The organism is Pseudomonas sp. P2S-1 (assembly GCF_057197725.1).
Map to the genome: position 1 here is coordinate 2,642,992 of NZ_CM170068.1, position 23,406 is coordinate 2,666,397.

The 23,406-nt window shown below is 63.9% G+C and carries 18 protein-coding genes; 9 read left to right on the forward strand and 9 right to left on the reverse strand.

Features of this window, described 5'->3' with window-relative positions; all coding sequences use genetic code 11:
* Positions 1 to 176: 176 nt before the first annotated feature.
* Positions 177 to 803, forward strand: a complete 627-nt coding sequence (locus AC2CQI_RS11680; protein WP_484580244.1) for a response regulator — start codon at positions 177 to 179, stop codon at positions 801 to 803.
* On the forward strand, positions 800 to 4,441 hold the full coding sequence (locus AC2CQI_RS11685; protein ID WP_075803027.1) for a transporter substrate-binding domain-containing protein: 3,642 nt from the start codon (positions 800 to 802) through the stop codon (positions 4,439 to 4,441). The genes AC2CQI_RS11680 and AC2CQI_RS11685 overlap by 4 nt, the downstream gene beginning before the upstream one ends.
* Positions 4,442 to 4,481: 40 nt before the next feature.
* On the opposite strand, the gene AC2CQI_RS11690 is transcribed toward AC2CQI_RS11685, so the two are convergent.
* Positions 4,482 to 4,823 carry a YggL family protein gene (locus tag AC2CQI_RS11690; protein ID WP_075803026.1) on the reverse strand — a complete coding sequence of 114 codons (342 nt, stop codon included), beginning with the start codon at positions 4,821 to 4,823 and terminating at the stop codon, positions 4,482 to 4,484.
* Between the two features lie 216 nt (positions 4,824 to 5,039).
* Between AC2CQI_RS11690 and dacB the strand changes: the two genes are divergently transcribed.
* Complete coding sequence (dacB, locus tag AC2CQI_RS11695; protein WP_075803025.1) at positions 5,040 to 6,494, forward strand: D-alanyl-D-alanine carboxypeptidase/D-alanyl-D-alanine endopeptidase; 1,455 nt, start codon at positions 5,040 to 5,042, stop codon at positions 6,492 to 6,494.
* A 119-nt stretch (positions 6,495 to 6,613) separates the two neighbouring features.
* Here dacB and AC2CQI_RS11700 read toward each other — a convergent pair whose 3' ends face one another.
* Entirely contained in the window at positions 6,614 to 8,992 is a 2,379-nt protein-coding gene (locus AC2CQI_RS11700; protein ID WP_484580245.1) for a sensor domain-containing diguanylate cyclase, read from the reverse strand.
* Between the two features lie 99 nt (positions 8,993 to 9,091).
* A complete protein-coding gene (gene rlmKL, locus AC2CQI_RS11705; RefSeq protein WP_484580246.1) occupies positions 9,092 to 11,284 on the reverse strand; it encodes a bifunctional 23S rRNA (guanine(2069)-N(7))-methyltransferase RlmK/23S rRNA (guanine(2445)-N(2))-methyltransferase RlmL in 2,193 nt (730 codons plus the stop codon).
* 530 nt (positions 11,285 to 11,814) lie between these two features.
* Between rlmKL and rmf the strand changes: the two genes are divergently transcribed.
* Positions 11,815 to 12,030, forward strand: a complete 216-nt coding sequence (gene rmf / locus AC2CQI_RS11710; protein WP_009404525.1) for a ribosome modulation factor — start codon at positions 11,815 to 11,817, stop codon at positions 12,028 to 12,030.
* A 101-nt stretch (positions 12,031 to 12,131) separates the two neighbouring features.
* Here the strand turns inward: rmf and AC2CQI_RS11715 are convergent, their stop codons facing one another.
* Positions 12,132 to 13,157, reverse strand: coding sequence for a quinone-dependent dihydroorotate dehydrogenase (locus AC2CQI_RS11715; protein WP_484580247.1), 1,026 nt, complete (start codon positions 13,155 to 13,157; stop codon positions 12,132 to 12,134).
* Positions 13,158 to 13,315: 158 nt separating this feature from the next.
* Between AC2CQI_RS11715 and AC2CQI_RS11720 the strand changes: the two genes are divergently transcribed.
* The 5 genes from AC2CQI_RS11720 (at position 13,316) to cobA (ending at position 19,105) form a co-directional block, all read left to right on the forward strand.
* A complete protein-coding gene (locus AC2CQI_RS11720; RefSeq protein ID WP_484580248.1) occupies positions 13,316 to 14,506 on the forward strand; it encodes a CmpA/NrtA family ABC transporter substrate-binding protein in 1,191 nt (396 codons plus the stop codon).
* 14 nt (positions 14,507 to 14,520) lie between these two features.
* Positions 14,521 to 15,096 carry an ANTAR domain-containing response regulator gene (locus AC2CQI_RS11725; RefSeq protein WP_075803020.1) on the forward strand — a complete coding sequence of 192 codons (576 nt, stop codon included), beginning with the start codon at positions 14,521 to 14,523 and terminating at the stop codon, positions 15,094 to 15,096.
* 323 nt (positions 15,097 to 15,419) lie between these two features.
* Entirely contained in the window at positions 15,420 to 16,631 is a 1,212-nt protein-coding gene (locus AC2CQI_RS11730) for a nitrate/nitrite transporter (protein WP_484580249.1), read from the forward strand.
* A gap of 9 nt (positions 16,632 to 16,640) precedes the next feature.
* Positions 16,641 to 18,311, forward strand: a complete 1,671-nt coding sequence (locus AC2CQI_RS11735) for a bifunctional protein-serine/threonine kinase/phosphatase (RefSeq protein ID WP_484580250.1) — start codon at positions 16,641 to 16,643, stop codon at positions 18,309 to 18,311.
* A 29-nt stretch (positions 18,312 to 18,340) separates the two neighbouring features.
* Positions 18,341 to 19,105, forward strand: coding sequence for a uroporphyrinogen-III C-methyltransferase (gene cobA, locus AC2CQI_RS11740; protein ID WP_484580251.1), 765 nt, complete (start codon positions 18,341 to 18,343; stop codon positions 19,103 to 19,105).
* A 114-nt stretch (positions 19,106 to 19,219) separates the two neighbouring features.
* On the opposite strand, the gene AC2CQI_RS11745 is transcribed toward cobA, so the two are convergent.
* The 5 genes from AC2CQI_RS11745 to AC2CQI_RS11765 all read right to left on the reverse strand — a co-directional run bounded on the left by AC2CQI_RS11745 (position 19,220) and on the right by AC2CQI_RS11765 (position 23,406).
* A complete protein-coding gene (locus AC2CQI_RS11745) occupies positions 19,220 to 20,257 on the reverse strand; it encodes an OmpA family protein (protein WP_075803016.1) in 1,038 nt (345 codons plus the stop codon).
* Between the two features lie 111 nt (positions 20,258 to 20,368).
* Complete coding sequence (sigX, locus tag AC2CQI_RS11750; RefSeq protein WP_042124229.1) at positions 20,369 to 20,935, reverse strand: RNA polymerase sigma factor SigX; 567 nt, start codon at positions 20,933 to 20,935, stop codon at positions 20,369 to 20,371.
* 113 nt (positions 20,936 to 21,048) lie between these two features.
* Positions 21,049 to 21,873: a mechanosensitive ion channel family protein gene (locus AC2CQI_RS11755; RefSeq protein WP_484580252.1), complete on the reverse strand. Its 825-nt coding sequence runs from the start codon at positions 21,871 to 21,873 to the stop codon at positions 21,049 to 21,051.
* 2 nt (positions 21,874 to 21,875) lie between these two features.
* Positions 21,876 to 22,121, reverse strand: a complete 246-nt coding sequence (locus tag AC2CQI_RS11760) for a CrfX protein (RefSeq protein ID WP_075803014.1) — start codon at positions 22,119 to 22,121, stop codon at positions 21,876 to 21,878.
* A gap of 289 nt (positions 22,122 to 22,410) precedes the next feature.
* Entirely contained in the window at positions 22,411 to 23,406 is a 996-nt protein-coding gene (locus AC2CQI_RS11765; RefSeq protein WP_075806018.1) for a zinc transporter ZntB, read from the reverse strand.

Below are 23,406 nucleotides of genomic sequence, written 5' to 3' on the forward strand. Positions count from 1 at the left end.
TTTGCCTCCATCTTCCTGCACTAAAAATGGAAACTTCCCAAACAACTTTGTAGCCATTAAGAAAATACAAAGTAGGAAATTTCCTATATTAAAGCTGACCCCCACTCTATTTACGTGCAGGCTTCTTATCTGGGCTATGGTGCGGCCTCTACAAGCATTCCTTTGGAAGATTGAGCATGCACTCTGTATTTATTGTCGATGACCATCCTGTCATTCGCCTGGCCCTGCGAATGCTGCTGGAGAACGAAGGCTATCGGATCGCCGGGGAGTCCGATAACGGCGTCGACGCCATGCAGATGGTCCGCGAGAGCCCGCCGGACCTGGTCATCCTCGATATCGGCATCCCCCGCCTGGACGGCCTGGAGGTGCTGTCGCGCTTCAACACCATGTCGCTGTCGTTGAAGATCCTGGTGCTCACCGCGCAATCGCCGGCGCTGTTCGCCATCCGCTGCATGCTCTCCGGTGCCTGCGGCTATGTCTGCAAGCAGGAAGACCTCAGTGAACTCTTGAGTGCCATTCGCGCGGTACTTTCCGGCTATAACTACTTCCCCAGCCAGGCCATCATCCCGTTGCGCCAGCAGCTTGATATCCCCGAAGAAATAGAACGCTTCAAATTGGTGAACGATCGCGAGCTGATGGTCCTGCAACTGTTCGCCCAGGGCCGCAGCAACAAGGAAATCGCCGAGGGCATGTTCCTCAGCAACAAGACCGTCAGCACCTACAAGAAACGCCTGATGCACAAACTCAGGGCGCGCTCGCTGGTGGAGCTGATCGAAATGGCCAAGCGCAACGAGCTGGTATGAAAGCCCTGTTGCTTGCCTTGCTGCTCGGCCTCGGCCCCGGGCAGGCGCTGGCGAACCCGCCGGCGCAAGACACCCTCAAGTTGTTCAGCCGCAGCGCCCAGGTGCCGCTGCGGATCGCCCTGACACCGGCACAGCAGGCCTGGCTGCACAACCATCGCGAGCTGGTCCTGGGCGTGTCGGCACCGGACTACCCGCCCTTCGACCTGACCGCCAGCGGTCGCGACTACGAAGGCGTCACCGCCGACTACGCCGGCCTGCTCGGCGCCACCCTCGGCCTGCCGGTGCGGATCCAGCGCTTCGCCAGCCGTGACCTGGCGCTGCAGGCCCTGGTCGCCGGGCGCATCGATCTGCTGGGCAGCGCCAACAGCTACGACCTTGCCGTCCCCGGCGTGGTCCTGTCGCAGCCCTACGCCGAGGACCAGCCGGTACTGGTGACCCGGGAAAACGAGACCCGGCCACTGGATACCGGGCTCAAGGACCTGCGCCTGAGCATGATCGAGCACTACCTGCCGCTGGCCGATGTGCGCGCGACCTATCCCTACGCCAGCATCCGCACCTACAGTTCCTACCACAACGCCCTCAATGCGGTGGCCTTCGACCAGGCCGACGTGTTCCTCGGCGACACCCTGTCGACCCACTACCTGCTCAACCAGAGCCACCTGCGCAATCTGAAGATGGCCAATTTCGCCAAGCACGAAGCCACCGGCTTCGGCTTCGCCGTGCAGCAGAACGAGCAGATCCTGCTGACCCTGGTCAACAAGACCCTCGAAGCGGTCACCAGTACCACCCGCGCCAGCATCTTCCAGCGCTGGAGCGCCGGCAGCAGCATGCTGTTCACCGACCGCAAGCTGCAACTGTCACCCAGCGAGGAGCAATGGCTGGAGAAGAATCCGGTGGTGCGGGTCACGGTGGACGAACACGCCGCACCGCTGACCTTCTTCGACCGCTCCGGCAACCTGCGCGGCATCGCCGCCGACCTGCTGGAACTGATCCGCCTGCGCACCGGCCTGCATTTCGAGATCAAGCGCAGCAACGGCATCAGCGACATGATCGACCAGGTCAAGCACGACCACGCCGAGCTGATCGCAGCCATTTCCAGCAGCCCGGAACGCGAAGCGGAACTGCATATCAGCCGTCCGTACCTGGAAAACTCCTACGTCCTGGTCACCCGCGACGGCAAGGACGCGCCCCAGTCCCTCGAACAACTGCAAGGCCGGCGCCTCGCCGTCAGTCGCGGCAACCTGCTCAACGAAGGCATCCGCCAGCGCTATCCGGATATCCAACTGGTCTCCACCGAGGACACCGCCGCCGCCGCCGGCATGTTGAGCAACCGCCAGGTGGACGGCATGGTCATGGCGCTGATCAACGCCAACTTCAACCTGACCACCCAGCGTCACCTAGTGATCCGTGCCACCGTCAGCGATATCCCGGCGACCTTCTCCCTGGCCACCTCACGCCATGATCCGGAACTGGCGTCGATCATCGACAAGGCCCTGACCAGCATCGTCCCCGAGGAAATGGGCATTATCAACAGCCGCTGGCGCAGCTACAGCGGCTCCTACTCCTACTGGCAGAGCCACCAGCAAAGCATCCTCAAGATCATCCTCGGCACCCTGGTCCTGCTGCTCCTGTCCTTGGCCTGGAATGCCTGGATGCGTCGCCAGATCAAGCAACGCGAGGCCGCCGAGCGGGCCCTGAGCGACCAGCTCGAATTCATGCGCGCGATGGTCAACGGCACTCCCCACCCCATCTATGTCCGCGACCGCGAGGGCCTGCTGCAGACCTGCAACGACAGCTACCTGCAGGCCATCGGCGTGAAGCTCGAGGCGGTCCTGGGCAAGTCGATCCACGAAGCGCCCCTGGGCGTCAGCGACGATGCGCGCAAGATCCAGGCCGATTACCTGCGGGTGATGAACGAGGGCCGGCCACTGATCGTCGACCGCCCGCTGATGCTCAAGGACACCGAGCAGACCATCTATCACTGGGTCCTGCCCTACCGCGACTCCCTCGGCGAGGTGAAGGGCATCATCGGTGGCTGGCTGGATATCAGCGAGCGCCGCCAGCTGATCCATGACCTGCGCCTGGCCAAGGAGCAGGCCGATGCGGCCAACCGCGCGAAAAGCGTGTTCCTGGCGACCATGAGCCACGAAATCCGCACACCGATGAACGCCCTGATCGGCATGCTCGAACTGGCCCTCAAGCGCACCGGCGACCCCGAGCAGGAGCGCCCGGCCATCGAGGTTGCCTACCGCTCGGCCCGCGACCTTCTGGCGCTGATCGGCGATATCCTCGATATCGCCCGCATCGAGTCCGGGCACCTCAACCTCAGCCCCGAGCGGGCCAATCCGGCGCAGCTGGTGCAGGCGGTGGGCCAGGTCTTCGAGGGCCTGGCCCGGGACAAAGGCCTGGAACTCAACCTGATCATCTCCCGCAGCGCCAACCGCGACGTGCTGCTCGACCCGCTGCGGGTGCGGCAGATCCTCTCCAACCTGGTGAGCAACGCGATCAAGTTCACCACCTGGGGCCAGGTTCGGATCGACCTCGCCCTTTCCAGCCTGCCCGAAGGCGGCGAAAGTGCCCGGCATGACCTGCAACTGGAGCTGTCGGTGTGCGACACCGGCGTGGGCATCTCCGCCGACGACCAGCAACGCCTGTTCCAGCCCTTCGTCCAGGTCGAGCCGGACAGCGCCCAGGCGCGCAGCGGCACCGGCCTGGGCCTGGTGATCAGCCGCAGCCTGTGCGAAATGATGGGCGGCAAGCTGAGCCTGTTCAGCAAGCCCGGCGAAGGCACGGAGATCCGCATCATCCTGCCCCTGCGCAGCCTGCCGGAAAGCGCCGAGCCACAACCCTGCGAGACCGCACCACCGATGCCCAGTGCCGGCTTGCAGGTCCTGGTGGTGGACGACCATCCGGCCAACCTGCAACTGGTGGCGCAGCAACTGCAGTTCCTCGGCGTGCACTACCGTTGCGTCGACAACGGCGAGCAGGCCCTGGCGCTATGGCGCGAAGCACGTTTCGATGTACTGATCGTCGACTGCAACATGCCGGGCATGAACGGCTACCAGTTCACCCAGGCCGTGCGCGAGGCGGAGCGCCAGCAGCAACGCCCGCCCTGCACCATCCTCGGCTATACCGCCAACGCCCAGCCGGAGGTCCGCGAGCACTGCCTGCAGGCCGGCATGGACGACTGCCTGCTCAAGCCCATCGGCCTGCACACCCTTGGCCAGCGCCTGGCCGGCGTACCGCTGCAAAGCGCCCCCGCCCTGCTTGACCTCAGTGGCCTGCAGCCGATCATCGGCGATTGCCCGCAGGAACTGCGGCGCCTGCTGGAAACCCTGCTGCGCAGCAGCCCGGAAGACCAGCAACGGCTCAGCGCCATCGACACCCATGGCAACCCGCAGCCGCTGAAAAATGTCGCCCACCAGATTCTTGGGGTGGCACGTATCGTCCAGGCCGAAGAGCTGATCCTGGCCTGCGAAAAACTCGAGGAAGTCTGTGCGCGCTACGCTCCGGAGCCCGTGCTCAGGCGGCGCAAGCGGCAAGTGCTGTATCAGATGAAGCGGGTCGACCAGACCCTGCGGCAAACCCTGGAGAGTCTGCCGGACGCGACGGACGTCGGCGAGGAAGGCAAAGGCTGAAAAGCAACGCGGCAGCCCTTGGGCTGCCGCGAAACGTCCATCAAGCCTGATTGATCGGCTTTTCCGGGTACCAGGCGTCGACCAGCGGGCTGAGCTCGATGTTGGTCAGCTCGCTGCGGCCTTTCAGCCAGGCTTCGACGGCGGCGCGCTGCTCTTCGTTGACCGAGCCACGCTTGGCCAGGCAGACCAGACCGAAGTCGTCGCCACCTACATAGTCCAGGCCGTTGGCATCCATGGCTTCAGCCAGGAATGCATCGAGGAAGGCGTCGATGGCTTCATCGCTCAGGTCTTCCTTGAAGCCCAGGTTCAGCTCGAAACCCAGTTCCTGGAATTCGTCTACACAGAGCTTTTTGCGCAGACGGCGGGAACGGTTGGTAGCCATGAAACAATCCTCTTGAGTAATAACGCCGCGCACTTTACCAGTTTCGCCACCCTTCTGCCCGGGAAAACCCGACAAAACCGTGACCATTGCGCGCAAACCCGACGCACGCCGGCACAGGCTTGGGGCATAATGCGCGCTATCATTTTTTCAACCGGGGCCATCATCCTGTACAGCCCCGTTTCATTTCATCCTTCTGCATGCAGGGTTCACGTGCTTATGACCCCATCCCTCCGCTCCTTGCTGTTCGCCGGCCTGCTCCTGCCCCTCGCCCTGCCGGCCCATGCCGCACCCGCCAATTCCAGCCTGCCGCCCAAGGTGCAACAGGCGCTCAAGGCCAACAAGCTCGACGACTCCGCCCTGTCCCTGGTGATGATCCCGCTCAACGGCCCGGGCACCCCGACCATTTTCAACGCCGATGTCTCGGTCAACCCGGCCTCGACCATGAAGCTGGTCACCACCTATGCCGCCCTGGAAATGCTCGGCCCGACCTACCAGTGGAAAACCGAGTTCTACGCCGACGGCCCGCTGAGCAACGGGGTGCTCAACGGCAACCTGTACCTGAAGGGTGGCGGCGATCCCAAGCTGAACATGGAAAAGCTCTGGTTGCTGATGCGCGACCTGCGCGCCAACGGCGTGCAGACCATCACCGGTGACCTGGTGCTCGACCGCAGCCACTTCATCCAGCCGCAACTGCCGCAGTTCAACGACGATGGCGGCGACGAGAACAAGCCGTTCCTGGTCAAGCCGGACTCGCTGCTGGTCAACCTCAAGGCCCTGCGCTTCGTCGCCCGCAATGATGGCGGCCGCGTGCTGGTGTCGGTGGAACCGCCGATCGCCAGCATCCGCATCGATAACCAGGTCAAGGCCGTGGCCAGCAAGCAATGCACGGGGGATGTGCGCTACAACCCGGTGGTCCAGGCCGATGGCGTCAGCGTCACGGTCACTGGCCAACTGGGTGATGGCTGCAACTCGCAGACCTACCTGTCGCTGCTCGACCACCCGACCTACGCCGCTGGCGCGGTGCGGGCGATCTGGAGCGAACTGGGCGGCACCATCCAGGGCCGCAGCCGGGTCGAGGACGTGCCAAAGAATGCCCGCCTGCTGGCCCGCGCCTTCTCGCCGGATCTGGTGGAGATCATCCGCGACATCAACAAATACAGTAACAACACCATGGCCCAGCAGCTGTTCCTCAGCCTGGGCCAGCGTTTCCGTACCGATGCCGACGGCGATGATGCCAAGGCGGCGCAGCGGGTGGTACGGCAGTGGATGGCCAAGAAAGGCATCATCGCCTCGCACCTGGTGATGGAGAACGGCTCCGGGCTGTCCCGTGCCGAGCGGGTCAGTGCGCGGGAGATGGCGACCATGCTGCAGTCGGCGTGGAAGAGTCCTTATGCTGCGGAGTTCATCAGCTCGCTGCCGCTGACGGGCATGGACGGCACCATGCGCAAGCGTCTGAAACGCACGGCGATGGCCGGCGAAGCGCATATCAAGACCGGGACCCTGAACACCGTGCGGGCGATTGCCGGGTTCAGCCGTGACAGTAACGGCACCACCTGGGCGGTGACGGCGATCCTCAACGACCCGCGGCCTTGGGGCGCTTCGGCGGTGCTGGACCAGGTGTTGCTGGATCTGTACAAGCAGCCTAAAGGCGCGGTGGCGAGCCAGCCCTGAGATTTTGTGCTGTTGCTGATGGCCTCATCGCTGGCAAGCCAGCTCCCACAGTGTCCGCGTCGCTGCCGAACCTGTGGGAGCTGGCTTGCCAGCGATGAGGCCCGCATGAGCGACAAAGATCAGAGCTGCTCGGCCTCGACCCGGTCGCGCCCGCCCTGCTTGGCGGCATAGACACCCGAGTCCGCCCTTAGCAGCAAGGCATCCGCCCCTTCCCCCGGCCGCCACCCGGCCACACCAAAGCTCGCCGTCACCCGCCCCACGCCATCCACCGGCACGCTGCGCACGCCCTGCCACAGCTCCAGCGCCAGCGAGTGCGCCTGGCTGGCGGTGCTTCCCGGGCAGAGCACCATGAACTCCTCCCCGCCCAACCGACAGAACACATCGGTACGCCGCAGCCGATGGCTGATACGCTGACACAAGCTCTGCAACACCAGGTCGCCCACCGCATGCCCGAAACGGTCGTTGATCTGCTTGAAGTGGTCGATATCGAGCATGATCACCGCCAGATCCTGCCCGCCACGCTGGGCCCGCTCCAGCTCGGCCTTGAGCCGCTCCTGGAAGTAACGACGGTTATGGATACCGGTCAGCGAGTCGGTCACCGACAGCGCCCGCAGTTCTTCCTCGACCCGCTTGAGGTCGGAAATGTCCGTCAGATAGCCATGCCACAAGGTGCCGCCATCCGGCAGCGGCTCGGGCGTCGCCTCACCGCGCACCCAGCGCAAGCCGGCCTTGGGCAGGTTGACCCGGTATTCCTCACGCCACGGCGTCAACTGGTCGGCAGACTCGCGGATCGAGAACCGCACCCGCGCCAGATCGTCCGGGTGAATACGCTCGAACACCGTAGTCGCATCCTGGCGCAGCAACGCCGGCTCCACTTCATAGATATCCCGCAACCCTTCGCTGGAATAGCTGAAACAGGACGTACCATCGGGGTTGAGGCGGAACTGGTAGATACCGCCCGGTACCTGGGCGGTGAGCTTTTCCAGCAGGCGGTCACGGGCCTCCAGCGCTTCATGCACACGCTTGCGCTCGGTGATATCGATACAGATCGCCAGATGCCCGACCCACAGCCCGTACTCATCGAGCACCGCGGTCACCAGCATGTTCGCCGGCAGCAAGCTGCCGTCCTTGCGGCGCAGGGTCCACTCGCCGGGCTCTTCGTCGGCGGTGGGCACGCTGTCCACCAGCAGCGCCTGGTTGGCACTGATCTCGCGACCGAAGCGCAGGCTCATGGAACGCGCGCGCTCACGGACTTCTTCTGGCAGCAGCAGGTGCTCCAGGGTCAGCTTGCCCAGCGCTTCTTCGCTGCTGTAGCCAAGCATGCGTTCGGCGCCAGCATTGAAGGTGCTGATCACTCCGTGCAGATCGGTGGCGATGATCGCCACCTCGGTTGCCGCATTCAGCACGCTGCGCAGCTGGTTATGGGTATCACGCAGGCTTTGCTCGCTGACCCGCAGCTCGGCGGTGCGCTGTTCGACCAGGGTCAGGGCGCGCTGGCGCTGGCTGAACAGACTGAACAGCAAGGCACTGAGCAGCAGGCTCAACAGGCCGCCGACAAAACCGACGGCCATGGCCGAGGAACGGTTGTCGTGGAGAAACTCCTGGCTGGGAGACATATCCAGTTGATAGCTGCGATCCGCCAGGTGCAGAACCTTGCGCACCCGCAGCGGCGAATCGGCGGCCTCGTTGCCCGACTCGAACAGCGACTCCGGCCCCGCCAGAGACGACAGGTCGACGATGCGCACCACCAGGTTGTCCTCGGCCGCACTGGGCAGGCCGTCGGCCATCAGTTGGCGCATGCTCAGCACCGCCATTACATAGCCCTTGGGCTCACCGCCAGTGGCATCGGCCGCGAACACCGGCGCCACCATCAGCATGCCGCGGCTGTAGGCCGGCGCCACGCCGATCAGGTCGAGAGGCGCCGAGACCGCCATCGAACCCGGTGTCGTGGCCCGCTGCACGGTATCGCGGCGCAGCGGCTGGGACAGCAGGTCGAAACCCAGCGGCGGCGGCAACTGGCTGAGGGTCTGGCTGAACAGCACCGGGTAGTACAGCGGCCGCTGCGGTGACGGCTGCAGGGCACCGCCATCACCCACCTCGCGAATGCCGAAGGTGGGCCCAAACAGCTTGCGGCCCTGGCGTTCAAAGTCCGCCCGATCCCCTGCGCTGACCCGTGGCGACCAGGAATAGGCCTGGGAACGGTGCAGCAAAGGCCGGACATAACCGTCGAATTCGTCGCGAGTGATTTCCTGGGCGAAGACGAAGAAACGCCGCAGGCCGTCCAGGCGTTGCACCTGGTCCTGCAGGCGTTCCTCGATGCGGCTATAGCGCTCGTTGGCCAGCAGCTCGAAGCGCTGCGCCAGTTGCTGTTGATACAGCTTGTGGGCGGCGAGCGCCAGCAAGGCGGTCAGCAGGCCGCCGACCACCAGGGCGACGAAGGCCACCAGCCAGGCGGACACTTCTTCGCTGATAAAACCGAGCATCTTCGGCTTCGACATGGGCAAGCACTCAGGACGCCAGCCGGTAACGGCTCTCAGGGCTCTCTTCAATAATAGCAAGTCGCCACATCTTCGAGAGCCCCGGAGTCGTCATTCAGATCACCGGGCCTGGATGCGCCAGGCGCGGTGGATCTTGCTGTTGCGGGCGAAGTCCGGGTCCAGCGTAGTGGCGCTGATTTCTTCCACCGCGTAGCGCTCCTGCAGGTTCTCGTCGAGCTGGAACTTGCGGAAGTTGTTGGAGAAATACAGCACGCCGCCCGGCGCCAGGCGGGCCAGGGCCAGGTCGAGCAGTTGCACGTGGTCGCGCTGCACGTCGAACACCCCTTCCATGCGCTTGGAGTTGGAGAAGGTCGGCGGGTCGATGAAGATCAGGTCGTACTGCTCGCGGTTGCTCTCCAGCCAGGCCATCACATCACCCTGCTCCAGGCGGTTCTTGTCGGAGTAGCCGTTGAGCGACAGGTTGCGCCGCGCCCAGTCCAGGTAGGTCTTCGACAGGTCGACGCTGGTAGTGCTGCGCGCGCCGCCCTTGGCCGCGTGCACGCTGGCCGTGGCGGTGTAGCAGAACAGGTTGAGGAAGCGCTTGCCGGCGGCCTCGCGCTGGATGCGCATGCGCATCGGGCGGTGATCGAGGAACAGACCGGTGTCGAGGTAGTCGGTCAGGTTGACCAGCAACTTGACCCCGCCTTCGCTGACTTCGAGGAACTGCCCCTGGGCGCCCTGGCGCTCGTACTGGCGAGTGCCGCTCTGGCGCTCGCGACGCTTGACCACCACCTTGCTCTGGTCGACGCCCAGGGCTTGGGGAATGGCCGCAAGGGCGTCGAACAGGCGGGCCTGGGCCTTTTCCGGATCGACCGAGCGCGGTGCGGCGTATTCCTGCACATGCACCCAGCCCTGGTACAGGTCGATGGCCAGGGCGTATTCCGGCATGTCGGCGTCATACAGGCGGTAGCAGGTGACGTGCTCGCGCTTGGCCCACTTGCCCAGTTGCTTGAGGTTCTTCTGCAGGCGGTTGGCGAACATCTGCCCGCCTTCGCTCAGGCGCGCCGGCTCGGCGGCCACGGCCTGGACCGGGCGCTCGTCGTCCTGGTTGCGCTCGGCGGAGCGACGTTCGCCAGTGACGAACTGGTCCGGTTGCACCTTGATCAACAGCAGCTTGCACGGCAGCGCGCCGTTCCAGAAGGCATATTGCTTGTGGCTGCGGATACCCATGCGCTTGCCCAGGTCCGGGGCGCCGGTGAACACCGCCGCTTCCCAGCCGAGGCAGGCCTGGCGCAGGCGCTCGCCGAGGTTCTGGTAGAGGTAGAGCAGGCTGGCTTCGTCGCCAAGACGCTCGCCATACGGCGGGTTGCTGATGACCAGGCCTTTCTGGTTCTGGTCCGGGCGCGGCTCGAAGGTGCCGACTTCGCCCTGGTAGATCTTCACCCACTCGCTCAGGCCGGCGCGCTCGACGTTGTTGCGGCCCGGCTGGATCAGCCGCGGGTCGGCTTCATAACCGCGGATCCACAGCGGCGGACGGGCCAGGCCGGCCTCGGCGCGGGCACGGGCTTCGTCGTGAACCTTGCGCCACAGCGCCGGCACGTGACCCAGCCAGGCGGTGAAGCCCCAGCGCTCGCGCTTGAGGTTCGGCGCGATATCGGCGGCGATCATCGCCGCCTCGACGAGGAAGGTACCGACGCCGCACATCGGGTCGGCCAGGGCCCCGCCTTCGGCGGCGATACGCGGCCAGCCGGCGCGGATCAGCACCGCGGCGGCGAGGTTTTCCTTGAGCGGCGCGGCACCCTGCTGCAGGCGGTAGCCGCGCTGGTGCAGGCTGTGGCCGGACAGGTCGAGGGACAGGATGGCTTCACCGCGCTCCAGGCGCAGGTGCACGCGCAGGTCGGGGTTGAGCTTGTCGATCGACGGGCGCTCGCCCTGGGCGTTGCGCAGCTTGTCGACGATGGCGTCCTTGACCTTCAAGGCGCCGAAGTGGGTATTGTCGATGCCCGAGCCATGACCGCTGAACTCCACGGCCAGGGTGCCGGCGGCGTCCAGGTGTTCCTGCCAGTCGACGTCGTGGACGCCGTCGTACAGGTCGTCGGCGTTCTTCATGTTGAAGCGCTTGAGCACCAGCAGCACGCGGTTGGCCAGGCGCGACCAGAGGCACAGGCGATAGGCGGTTTCCATATCGGCCGAGCCGCGCAGGGCCGAAGTGTGCTCGCGCACATCTTCCAGGCCGAGGCTGCGCGCCTCATCGGCGAGCAGGCCTTCCAGGCCTTTGGGGCAGGTGAGGTAGAGTTCGAAACGGTCCGACATGGGTCAAATCCAGCCTTGTAGTGAAGGAACGAACGCATCGCCCTTCGAAGTTTGATCGAGTGCCTTCGGCAAGCACTCGAGTGGCACCTTGAGGTGCCGGGCCACCCGCGATGCCTTTTCGCGGAAAGCAAAAAGGCTTTGATCGTCGGGCAGAACGAAAAATTCTGTTGCTGAAGGATGCGAATGCGACCCTTCGTCGTTTTATCGGCCAGCGCCGGAAAATCTTCTCCGCGATGGCCTTTTGCTGCAAAGGCCGGGTAACTCCTGATGATAGTTGGCTTTACCCGGGATCTCCTTCCGTAGCAATTTTTTACTTATCCCCTGACCCATGGAAAGGTTACGTGCTTATGACAATTTGTTCGTTCACACGGTCCGTCCCATTGGTTAGAACTCAACTCAGGTCGTGACCGCAACGGTACGACACTTCTGCTCGCCACGCCGGCAGCGAGCGCAAAACCGGCAGAAAGAATCTGCCCGACCTCAGACGAGGTCGACGGGACATTACAGTCAACAAATGAGGGCAGTACCCTATGAGAAGACTTAAGCGTGATCCGTTGGAAAGAGCATTTTCACGTGGTTATCAATACGGAGTTACCGGCAAATCCCGCGAGCTTTGCCCCTTCACCCTGCCGTCCGTACGCCAGGCATGGATCAATGGCTGGCGTGAAGGACGAGGCGACAACTGGGATGGCATGACCGGCACCGCAGGTATCCACCGACTCAACGAAGTTCACGCCGTTGGCTGATCGAGGAGCGTAACCGTTTAACCGATTCACATGCGCGCCCTATCCGGGCGGCGGGCTGCGGCCCAGGGGCCCCTTTCGGGGCCCTTTTTAATGGCCGCGATTCAGCGGCCAGGCATCGCAGCGATAGCGTCCACCGACTCACGGATCAACGCCGGGCCCTTGTAGATGAAGCCCGAGTAGATCTGCACCAGGCTCGCACCGGCAGCGATCTTCTCGGCCGCATGACGGCCTTCGGTGATACCGCCCGCAGCGATGATCGGCATGCGACCTGCCAGCTCCCCCGCCAGCACCTTCACGGTGTTGGTGCTCTTCTCGCGCACCGGCGCACCGGACAGGCCACCCGCTTCGTCAGCATGCGCCAGACCCTCGACACCTTCACGGCTGAGGGTGGTGTTGGTGGCGATCACCGCGTCCATTCCCGATTCCAGCAGGGCCGCCGCGACCAGCGCGGTCTCTTCGTCGGTCATGTCCGGAGCGATCTTGATCGCCACCGGTACGCGCTTGTTGTGGGCCAGGGCCAGTTCTTCACGGCGCACGGCCAGGGCGTCGAGCAGTTGCTTCAGCGAATCGCCGAACTGCAGGCTGCGCAGGCCCGGGGTGTTGGGCGAGCTGACGTTGACGGTGATGTAGCTGGCGTGGGTGTAGACCTTGTCCAGGCAGATCAGGTAGTCGTCGACAGCGCGCTCGACCGGGGTGTCGAAGTTCTTGCCGATATTGATCCCGAGCACGCCCTTGTAGCTGGAGGCGCGCACGCGGTTGATCAGGTTGTCGACGCCGAGGTTGTTGAAGCCCATGCGGTTGATGATCGCCTCGGCTTCCGGCAGGCGGAAGATCCGCGGCTTGGGGTTGCCCGGCTGCGGACGCGGGGTCACGGTGCCGATCTCGACGAAGCCGAAGCCCAGCTGGGCGAAGCCGTCGATGGCCGCGCCGTTCTTGTCCAGGCCGGCGGCGAGGCCCACCGGGTTGGGGAACAGCAGGCCCATGACGGTCACCGGCGAACGCGCCGGGGCCTTGGTCAACAGCCCATTGAGGCCCAGGCGGCCGCCGGCACCGATCAGGTCGAGCGACAGGTCGTGGGACGTTTCCGGGGACAGTTTGAACAACAGCTGGCGGGCCAGGTTATACATGGGCGGGCTTGGCTCAGGATTTGGAGAGGTGGCGATTATAGCCACGCCGGGGTTTGCAGGACAGGCCCTTGGCATATGGGTTGCTTTAAGCCTTGCATGGGGCCGGCGCTCGCTTGTGCGTCGGCCGAGCGCTTTACCTGCCCGGCGATTGCATTGCGATGACCACGATTTCTCCCTCTCCCCTGGCCTGGCTGCATGGCAGCGACGCCCCGGAAAAGACCAGCCTGAACATCGGCTTCATGGCCCTGAGCGACTGCGCGCCCCTGGTCGTCGCCGCCACCCAGGGCTTTGCCCAGCCCCACGGCCTGACCCTCAACCTCAAGCGCCAGACCTCCTGGGCCGGGCTGCGCGATGGTTTGCTCAGCGGCGAACTGGATGCTGCCCACAGCCTGTACGGCCTGACCTACGCCGTGCATCTGGGCATCGGCGGCGTGGCGGCGACGCCCATGGCTGTGCTGATGGGCCTGAACCACAACGGCCAGAGCATCAACCTGTCGCCGGACCTGCAGGCCATTGGCGTGACCAGTCCTGAAGCACTGGAACGTCACGTGCACCAAAGTCGGACAAAACTGACATTCGCCCAGACTTTTCCCACAGGCACCCACGCCATGTGGCTGTATTACTGGCTCGCCAGCCAGGGCATCCATCCCCTTGAGGACGTCAACAGCGTGGTGGTACCGCCGTCGCAGATGCTCGCCCACCTGCGTGCCGGGCGGATCGATGGCTTCTGTGTGGGCGAACCCTGGTCGGCCAATGCGGTGAACCAGCACATGGGCTTTACCCTGGCCACCAGCCAGTCGATCTGGCCGGATCACCCGGAAAAGGTCCTGACCACCACTGCGAGCTTTGCCCAGCAGCACCCGAACAGCGCCCGGGCCCTGGTGGCGTCGGTGCTGGCGGCCAGCCGCTTTATCGAGGAAAGCCCGGAAAACCGCAGCGCCACCGCGCGCCTGCTGAGTGCCGAGAACTACCTCGACGCACCGCTGGCGGATATCGAGCCGCGCATGCTCGGTGATTACAGCGACGGCCTCGGCAACCACTGGCACGACGCCCATGGCCTGAGCCTGTACAACGACGGCCGGGCCAATGTGCCGTATCTGTCGGATGGCATGTGGTTCATGACCCAGTTCCGACGCTGGGGCCTGCTGCGCGAAGACCCGGATTACCTCGCCGTGGCCCGAGAGGTCCAGCAACTGGGCCTGTATCGCGATGCGGCGACCAGCCTGGGTATCGACTGCCCGGTGGCCTCGATGCGCAGCAGCCAGTTGATCGACGGCAGCATCTGGGATGGCAGCGACCCTCGCGGCTATGCCCATGGTTTCCGTCTTCACGCCTTGTCCGACCTTTAACGGGAGTTGCCCTGATGTTGCGAATCCTGTTGATCGACGACACCGAGAAGAAAGTTGGTCGCCTGCGTGCGGCGCTGGTGGAGGCCGGTTTCGAGGTGATCGAGGAGTCTGGCCTGACCATCGACTTGCCGGCGCGCGTCGAAACGGTGCGCCCGGATGTGGTGTTGATCGATACCGAGTCACCCGGCCGTGATGTGATGGACCAGGTGGTGCTGGTCAGCCGCGACCTGCCGCGGCCGATCGTGATGTTTACCGATGAGCATGACCCGGGGGTGATGCGCCAGGCGATCCAGGCCGGGGTCAGTGCCTATATCGTCGAGGGGATTCATGCGCGGCGCTTGCAGCCGATCCTGGATGTGGCCATGGCCCGCTTCGAGAGTGACCAGGCGCTCAAGGCGCAGCTGCAGGCCCGGGACCAGCAGTTGGCGGAGCGCAAGCGGATCGAGTTGGCTAAAGGCCTGTTGATGAAGATGAAGGACTGCGATGAGGAACAGGCCTACACCCTGATGCGCCGGCAGGCCATGAGCAAGCAGCAGAAGCTGGTGCAGGTGGCGGAGCAGATCATTGCGATGCATGACTTGTTGGGATGAGGTGCTCTCTCGGGCCTCATCGCTGGCAAGCCAGCTCCCACAGGGATCGCGGCGCCTGAAGCGACTGAGGTAGCCAGCAGATTCACCACTGGCAGGCACCACACAATACTCAAAACCAGTGCGGACCCTGTGGGAGCTGGCTTGCCAGCGATGAGGCCGGTTCAGGCAATACACAGGGAACTGGCCCACCTCTTGCTAAGAATCCTCCGGTAGCCAACGGCGGCTGCCCAAAAACCAAATACCGACAAAGACGTCGCTCTCCCCCTCGCCCCCATGCGAGCCGGGAAGCGGCGTTTTTTGTTTCAGCCCCGTGAGGTGTCCCCATGAATACGAGCTTCTGGAAATCCGGGCATGTCCCGACCCTGTTTGCCGCTTTCCTGTATTTCGACCTGAGCTTCATGGTCTGGTACCTGCTCGGCCCGCTGGCGGTGCAGATTGCCACCGACCTGCAACTCACCCCGCAACAACGCGGCCTGATGGTCGCCACGCCAATCCTCGCCGGGGCCATCCTGCGCTTCGTCATGGGCATTTTGGTGGACCGCCTCTCGCCCAAGACCGCCGGCCTGATCGGCCAGGTGATCGTCATCGTCGCGCTGTTCAGCGCCTGGAAGCTGGGGGTCAACAGCTACGAGCAGGCCCTGCTGCTCGGCGTGTTCCTCGGGGTAGCCGGCGCGTCCTTCGCCGTGTCCCTGCCGCTGGCCTCGCAGTGGTACCCGCCACAACACCAGGGCAAGGCCATGGGCATCGCTGGTGCCGGCAACTCCGGTACGGTGTTCGCTGCCCTGCTGGCGCCGATCCTGGCTGCGGCCTACGGCTGGAACAACGTGTTCGGCTTCGCCGTGCTGCCGCTGGTGCTGACCCTCGTGCTGTTCGCCCTGCTCGCCCGCAACGCACCACAACGCCCGAAACCCAAGGCCGTGGCCGATTACCTCAAGGCCCTGGGCGACCGTGACAGCTGGTGGTTCATGTTCTTCTACAGCGTCACCTTCGGCGGCTTTATCGGCCTGGCCAGCGCCCTGCCCGGCTACTTCAACGACCAGTACGGCCTCGACCCGGTCAAGGCCGGCTACTACACCGCCGCCTGCGTCTTCGCCGGCAGCCTGATGCGCCCGCTGGGCGGCGCCCTGGCCGACCGTTTCGGCGGTATCCGCACCCTGCTGGGCATGTACAGCGTGGCGGCGATCTGCATTGCCGCGGTGGGCTTCAACCTGCCGAGCTCGGTGGCAGCATTGGGCCTGTTCGTGGCCGCCATGCTCGGTCTCGGTGCAGGCAATGGCGCGGTGTTCCAACTGGTGCCGCAGCGCTTCCGCCAGGAAATCGGGGTGATGACCGGGCTGATCGGCATGGCCGGCGGTATCGGTGGCTTCCTGCTGGCGGCTGGCCTCGGCGCGATCAAGCAGCACAGCGGCGATTACCAGCTTGGCCTGTGGCTGTTCGCCAGCCTCGGCGTGCTGGCCTGGTTCGGCCTGCATGGCGTCAAGCGCCGCTGGCGCACCACCTGGGGCTCCGCTGCCGTGACTGCGGCGCGGGTCTAAGGATCTTCCATGAGCCTGCGACTGAGCACCGCCCAGGCCAGCGCCAGCGGTCCACGGGAAGAAAACCAGGACGCCACGCGCCTGGTTACCCCCGCACCGGAACTGGCGGCGAGCAAAGGCTATCTGTTCGCCCTCGCCGACGGCGTCAGCCAGTGCGCCGATGGCGGACTGGCCGCGCGGGCCAGCCTGCAGGCGCTGGCGATGGACTACTACGCCACGCCGCCGACCTGGGGCGTGGCCCAGGCCCTGGATCGGCTGCTGTCGGCACAGAACCGCTGGCTGCGCGCCAATGGTGGCGGGCAGCCACTGCTGACCACCCTGAGTGCCCTGGTCCTGCGTGGCCAGCGCTTTACCCTGGCCCATGTCGGCGATTGCCGGGTCTATCGCTGGCACACCGGGCAGTTGCGCCGTATCAGCCAGGACCATGTCTGGGACCAACCCGGCATGCAGCACGTGCTCAAGCGCGCCCTCGGCCTGGATGAACATCTGCTGGTGGACTATCTGGAGGGCGAGTTGCAGCAGGGCGAACACTTCGTCCTGCTCAGCGATGGCGTCTGGTGCGTGCTCAACGAACAGCAGATCGCCGGGGTACTGCGTGATACTCCGGACCTGCAAGAGGCCGCCGACACCCTGGTGCGCATGGCTCACCTCGCCGGCAGCCAGGACAACGCCAGTGCCGTGCTGGTCCGGGTTGACGAGCCCGGCGCCGCCAGCCTCGGCGATACCCTGGCGCAGCTGCAGCAATGGCCATTACCGCCACACCTGCGCCCGGGCCAGGCGTTCGAGGGCTGGACCGTCGATGCGGTGGTGGGCAAGAGCCGGCAATCCCTGCTCTACCGCGTACTCGATCGCCAGCAACAACCCTGGCTGCTGAAAACCCTGCCCGCCAGCCGCGAGCAGGACAGCGGCGCCCAGCAAAGCCTGCTGATGGAGGAATGGTTCCTGCGTCGGGTCGCCGGGCGCTGCTTCCCCGAGGTGCATCCGGGCAATCAGCGCCAGCACCTGTATTACCTGATGCGCGAATACTCGGGCGTGACCCTGGCCCAGTACTTCCAGCAGCACGGCCCGCTGCCCCTGCCACAGTGGCTGGATATCGCCCGCCAGTCCTTGCGCGCAGTGGGCATGCTGCACCGGCGCAATATCCTCCACCGCGATATCAAGCCGGAAAACCTGCACCTGGGTGACGACGGTCAGGTTCGCCTGCTGGACTTCGGTCTAGCCTTCTGCCCCGGCCTGTCCGAGGACAATGCCCACGAACTGCCCGGCACGCCGTCGTTCATCGCACCGGAAGCCTTCGACGGGCAAGCTCCGGCCTTGCAGCAGGATCTGTACGCCCTGGGCGTCAGCCTGTTCTGGTTGCTGACCGGGCATTACCCCTACGGCGAGATCGAGGCGTTCCAGCATCCACGTTTTGGTACACCGACCAGCGCCGCGCGCCTGCGCCCGGATGTCCCGGAATGGCTGGAGCGCAATCTGGCCCAGGCCATCGCCAGCGACCCACGCCAGCGCTTCGAAACCGCCGAGCAATGGCTGCTGCTGCTCGACCAGGGCGAACACCAGCCCCTGACCCTGCGCCCGAAACCCTTGCTGGAACGCGAGCCGCTGAAGGTCTGGCGCGGCCTGGCGCTGTTCTCCCTGCTGCTCAACCTGATTCTGCTGATCTGCCTGCTAAAAGGCTGACGGCGCCCAAACCTGATGAGGATGACACCATGAATGCAAAAGTCTGGCTGGTCGGCGCTGGCCCTGGCGATCCGGAGCTGCTGACCTTGAAGGCGGTACGCGCCCTGAAGGAAGCCGAAGTGGTGATGCTGGACGACCTGGTCAACCCGGCAGTCCTCGAACACTGCCCGCAGGCGCGGGTGATCCGGGTCGGCAAGCGCGGCGGCTGCCGTTCCACGCCCCAGGCGTTTATCCAGCGCCTGATGCTGCGCCATGCCCGGCAAGGGCGTTGCGTGGTGCGCCTGAAAGGTGGTGATCCGTGCATTTTCGGCCGGGGTGGCGAGGAAGCCGACTGGCTGGCAGAACGCGGCGTCGAGGTGGAACTGGTCAACGGGATCACTGCGGGTCTGGCGGGGGCCACACGCTGCGGCATTCCCCTGACCCTGCGCGGCGTGAGTCGTGGCGTGACCCTGGTCACCGCCCACACCCAGGACGACAGCGAGTTGAACTGGCAGGGCCTGGCGCAAAGCGGCATGACCCTGGTGGTGTACATGGGCGTGGCCCGTCTCAAGGCGATCCAGCACGGGCTGCTGGCGGGGGGAATGGATGTGGATATGCCGGTGGCAATGATCGAGAACGCGTCCCTGCCCGGGCAACGGGAGTGCCGCAGCCAGCTGGGGCGGATGGATGTGGATGCTGCGGGCTTCGAACTGAAAAGCCCGGCGATCCTGGTGATCGGCGAGGTGGCAGGTGTAGCGTCGAACGTTCTGGGGCTGAATGAGCAGGGGCTGCAAGCCATAAGCTGCAAGTCATAAGAAAAGCAGCAAGCGCCGCGAATGCCTTTTCTTGCAGCTTGAGGCTTGCGGCTTAAAGCTCGGAAAAAGAAAAACCCGGCCGAGGCCGGGTTTTTCAGTAGTGCTTCAGACCAATTACTTGGCTTGAGCTTCTACTTGAGCTTCTACGCGACGGTTAACGGCGCGGCCAGCGTCAGTGGCGTTGTCGGCAACTGGGCGGGTTTCGCCGTAGCCAACGGACTGAACGCGGTTCGACTCAACACCGTACTGCTGGGTCAGAACCTGCTTGACGGCGTTTGCACGACGCTCGGACAGTTTCTGGTTGTAAGCGTCAGGACCGACGGAGTCAGTGTGACCTTCAACAGTGGTGGTGGTGGATGGGTACTGCTTCATGAAGTCAGCCAGGTTCTTGATGTCGCCGTAGCTGTTTGGCTTGACGACCGACTTGTCGAAGTCGAACTTGACGTCCAGCTCAACGCGAACGACTTCGGCAACAGCCGGGCAGCCATCAGCGTCAACGGTAACGTTGGCTGGGGTGTCTGGGCACTTGTCGACGTTGTCGCAGACGCCATCGTTGTCGCTGTCGGAGCAGACTTCAGCAACTGGAGCAGGAGCCGGAGCTGGAGCGGCTTTGGAGCCACCACCGAAGTTCAGGCCGACACCAACGCTTGGTGCCCACTCGGTGTCACCCTGGTCGATGTTGTACTGGGCTTCAACGCCGGCACGGGCGTAGAAGTTGTCAGTGAAGTACAGCTTGGCACCAGCGCCCAGGTTGGCGAAGGTGGAACCGTTACGACCACCGCGGCCGGTCTGGCCGATGCTCTGGTCGGAGAAACCAGCGGAAACGTACGGACGCAGCATGTCGCCTGGGTTGTTGAAGTGGTACAGAGCGTCCAGGGCGGTGTTCGAGCCCTTGATGTTCTTGCCATCTTCGCCACGAGCGTTGTGAACTTCGTCGTAGCCCAGACGCAGTTCGACGTCGTCGGTCAGGAAGTAACCGATCGAGCCACCGAACAGGTTGCCGTCGTTTTTGAAGTCGCGCTGGCTGTCGAAGTATTCTTTCTTGTAGAAGCCTTCAACTTCAACAGCGCCTTGGCCTTGAGCCAGTGCGCCGAAGGAGGTGGCGGCAACCAGAGAACCAATGGCCAAGCCCAAGGTGTTTTTCAATTTCATCCGTTAAATCCCCATTTGGTGATTGTTAAGCAGTCCCCACCAATATCCGGGGGACAACTCGTCGGCAAGTTTAGCAGAACTCACCGAACCGTTAGAGAATTTTCCGACAGACTAAGTTTCAATCTGCCCTGAAAATTTCTCGCGCAGCTTGTCCAGTGCGCGCTTGTAGCGCATTTTCGTCGCGCTCAAGCCCATATGCATGATGTCGGCGATCTCCTGGAACTCCAGCTCTGCGACAAATCGCAGCACCAGGATTTCACGGTCGATGGGGTTCACATGAACCAGCCACCTGTCCAGTCCGCCCTTCTCTTCCGGCTTCGGCGACTTCTCTTCAGAGGCCTCCTCGACGGGGTCCAGGCTCAGGGCATCCATCAACCGGCGCTTGCGTCGCTCCTTGCGGTACTGGGTAATGCACTCGTTATAAGTGATGCTGTAGAGCCAGGTCTTGAACTTGGATTTACCCTCGAAGTTCTTCAGCCCATAGAGGACCTTCAGCATCACCTCCTGACAGACATCGTCGGCATCGCGATCGTTCCCAAGATAACGTGCACAAACGTTAAAAAGGGTTCGCTGATAGCGCCGCATGAGTTCCTCATAGGCGCGGGTGACATGAAAAAGCTCCTCATGCGAACGCGCCACCAACTCCTCATCGGTGAGTTCGCGGGGGTCGTAACGCATGGGCAGCGGGGAGGTTCTATTCAAAACAAATCAGGCCGACAGTCAGGTATTCGTCGCCGCCCGCCCGGAGGGGGCAGTTTTGCGGCGGCATACATTAGCAGAGATTTGCCCGGTTAGCGGCTACTGACCCGCTGCTCCAGCAGTGTCCGGTTGGACAGCGAGACCAGGTCGCCGTCGTCGGTCAGGACCACCGTCTTCACCGTGCCGATCTCTTCGATCATGCCTTCGACGTCGCCAATCCGCACTTCCTGCCCGACCTGGTAGAGCTCGCGCACATAAATGCCGGCGATGATCTGCCCGGCAATTTCCCGGCTGCCCAGGCCCATGGCCAGGGCCACGGCCAGACCAACGGTAATCAGGCCGATGACGATCACATGGTTGAGCAGGTCGGTCTTGACCTCGAGCTGGCTGATGGCCACCGAGATACTGATGATGATCACCAGGCCTTGGACGATGCGCCCGACGCCGGCGGCGTATTCCAGGCCGATGCCCTCGGCGGCGCCGCGGGTCAGGCCGTTGGCGACCTGGGCCAGCAGCACGCCGGCCAGCAGGACCAGTGCCGCGCCGAAGACTTTCGGCAGGTACAGGGCGAGCATGTCGAGGGTGGCCGAGACGCGTTCAAGGCCCAGGGACTGGGCGGCGGAGACCAGGAACACCAGCAGCACGAACCAATAGACGATCTTGCCGATCAGGGTCGAGATCGGCACCTGGATGCCGACGCGGCTGAGCATCTTGGTCAGGCCGGTGCCGCTCATCAGGCGGTCCAGGCCGAGTTTGGCCAGGAGTTTGGAGAGCAGGGTATCGAGCAGCTTGGCGACCACGAAGCCGAGCAGCACGACGACCAGGGCGCCAAACAGGTTGGGGATGAAGTTCGCGACTTTGGTCCACAACGCGGTCATTGCGGTGACCAGGCTCTGGGTCCAGAGATCAAGTTCCATATTCAATCGGCCTTATCAGCTTTTTTGGAAGCGGTGCGGCGAACCGGCGCCACGTGCGCCGAGCCATTATTGATGGCGATCATCAGTGCCTGGCCCCAGCGGCCAAGCAGGCTGAACATATCGCCGGCGCCGACCTGGCGGTTGGCGGTTTTCAGGACACGTCCGAGGCAGGCGTCATCATCGCGCTCCTGGCCGGAGGGCGACGCCTTGAGCATGTCTCGCAGGGATTGTTCAAACGGATCGTGCATGGGCACCTCGCGTGATGTCAGTCAAAGACGAGACGCTCGTCCCACAGGTCACATGAACAATTCGTCCTCTTAACGAACATGCACAAGCCCTGTAGGAGCGTGGCTTGCCCGCGATGGAGTGCGATAGCGCTCCCAAAACCTGCCAGCACGAGTGCCTGGAGGGATGCTGTCGCATAGTCCTTGTGAATCCAGAATGTTGCTTGACCGACGAGTCGTGCTGGATGGTTTGGGGACCGCTTTGCGGTCCTTCGCGGGCAAGCCACGCTCCTACGGGGCAGCGCAACACCCGTCAGACCCACCGCAGGCGGCGGAACAGCCACCATTGACCAAGGGCCAGGCCAACGACCAGCAAACTGGCATAAAGGAAGCCATACGGACTCTCAGACCCGGGAATGCCACCCACATTGATGCCCAGCAACCCGGTCAGGAAACTCATCGGCAGGAAAATGCAGGTAATGATCCCGAACCGATACATCGTCCGGTTCATCCGCTCATTCAACCGTCGATCCTCACTCTCCAGCACCAGCGCCACCCGCTCCCGGGTCAGTTCCAGCTCTTCGAGATAGCGAATCAGGCTGTTGGTCAGCTCGTTCCAGTAGTCGGCATCGTCTTCGCAGAACCAAGGCCATTTATTGCGCGCCAGTTGCGCATAGATCTCCCGCTGCGGCGCAAGAAACCGCCGCAAGCCAGCAGCGCGGCGACGCATCTGCTGCAAGGCACCATGATCAGGCGCATAACGCTCGTCAGCCTCGAGCTTCTCTTCCTCGTCATCCACCAGCTCGGAAAGGTCCGACACCACCGCCTGGATCTTGTCCGTCAGCAACTGCGCCAGCCCCAGCAACAACTCCGAGGCCGTACGCGGTCCACGCCCCTCGTCCAGTTGCTGCAACAACTCATCGGTCGCCCTTAACGGCCGCAGGCGCAGCGAGATCACCCGCTGCGCCTGGGCAAAGATACGCACCGAGACCATGTCTTCAGGCTCGGCACCGGGATTCAGGTTGATGCCACGCAGAAACAGGAGCATCTGCGCATCCGGCAGCGGCAACATGCGCGGCCGGGTGTTTTCTTCCAGCAGCAGGTCGCAGGAAAACTCATTGAGCCCGCTGTCCTGGCGCAACCAGGTCTGGGTCTGCGGATGCCCGCGGTCCCAGTGCAGCCAGAGGCTTTCCTCCGGCTGCAGTTGCAGGGCATCGAGTTCAGTCCGAGCGATGGAACGCGCACCGCCCCTGCCATCGAGAACCAGGGCATGAACCAGCCCCCACTGCGCGTTTTCTTCCTCGAACAT

Bases quoted from the DNA above. Each gene is read 5' to 3' on its own strand.
- AC2CQI_RS11680 (WP_484580244.1), top strand. From the start codon at position 177: ATGCACTCTGTATTTATTGTCGATGACCATCCTGTCATTCGCCTGGCC.
- AC2CQI_RS11685 (WP_075803027.1), top strand. From the start codon at position 800: ATGAAAGCCCTGTTGCTTGCCTTGCTGCTCGGCCTCGGCCCCGGGCAG.
- AC2CQI_RS11690 (WP_075803026.1), bottom strand. From the start codon at position 4,823: ATGGCTACCAACCGTTCCCGCCGTCTGCGCAAAAAGCTCTGTGTAGAC.
- dacB (WP_075803025.1), top strand. From the start codon at position 5,040: ATGACCCCATCCCTCCGCTCCTTGCTGTTCGCCGGCCTGCTCCTGCCC.
- AC2CQI_RS11700 (WP_484580245.1), bottom strand. From the start codon at position 8,992: ATGTCGAAGCCGAAGATGCTCGGTTTTATCAGCGAAGAAGTGTCCGCC.
- rlmKL (WP_484580246.1), bottom strand. From the start codon at position 11,284: ATGTCGGACCGTTTCGAACTCTACCTCACCTGCCCCAAAGGCCTGGAA.
- rmf (WP_009404525.1), top strand. From the start codon at position 11,815: ATGAGAAGACTTAAGCGTGATCCGTTGGAAAGAGCATTTTCACGTGGT.
- AC2CQI_RS11715 (WP_484580247.1), bottom strand. From the start codon at position 13,157: ATGTATAACCTGGCCCGCCAGCTGTTGTTCAAACTGTCCCCGGAAACG.
- AC2CQI_RS11720 (WP_484580248.1), top strand. From the start codon at position 13,316: ATGACCACGATTTCTCCCTCTCCCCTGGCCTGGCTGCATGGCAGCGAC.
- AC2CQI_RS11725 (WP_075803020.1), top strand. From the start codon at position 14,521: ATGTTGCGAATCCTGTTGATCGACGACACCGAGAAGAAAGTTGGTCGC.
- AC2CQI_RS11730 (WP_484580249.1), top strand. From the start codon at position 15,420: ATGAATACGAGCTTCTGGAAATCCGGGCATGTCCCGACCCTGTTTGCC.
- AC2CQI_RS11735 (WP_484580250.1), top strand. From the start codon at position 16,641: ATGAGCCTGCGACTGAGCACCGCCCAGGCCAGCGCCAGCGGTCCACGG.
- cobA (WP_484580251.1), top strand. From the start codon at position 18,341: ATGAATGCAAAAGTCTGGCTGGTCGGCGCTGGCCCTGGCGATCCGGAG.
- AC2CQI_RS11745 (WP_075803016.1), bottom strand. From the start codon at position 20,257: ATGAAATTGAAAAACACCTTGGGCTTGGCCATTGGTTCTCTGGTTGCC.
- sigX (WP_042124229.1), bottom strand. From the start codon at position 20,935: ATGCGTTACGACCCCCGCGAACTCACCGATGAGGAGTTGGTGGCGCGT.
- AC2CQI_RS11755 (WP_484580252.1), bottom strand. From the start codon at position 21,873: ATGGAACTTGATCTCTGGACCCAGAGCCTGGTCACCGCAATGACCGCG.
- AC2CQI_RS11760 (WP_075803014.1), bottom strand. From the start codon at position 22,121: ATGCACGATCCGTTTGAACAATCCCTGCGAGACATGCTCAAGGCGTCG.
- AC2CQI_RS11765 (WP_075806018.1), bottom strand. From the start codon at position 23,406: ATGTTCGAGGAAGAAAACGCGCAGTGGGGGCTGGTTCATGCCCTGGTT.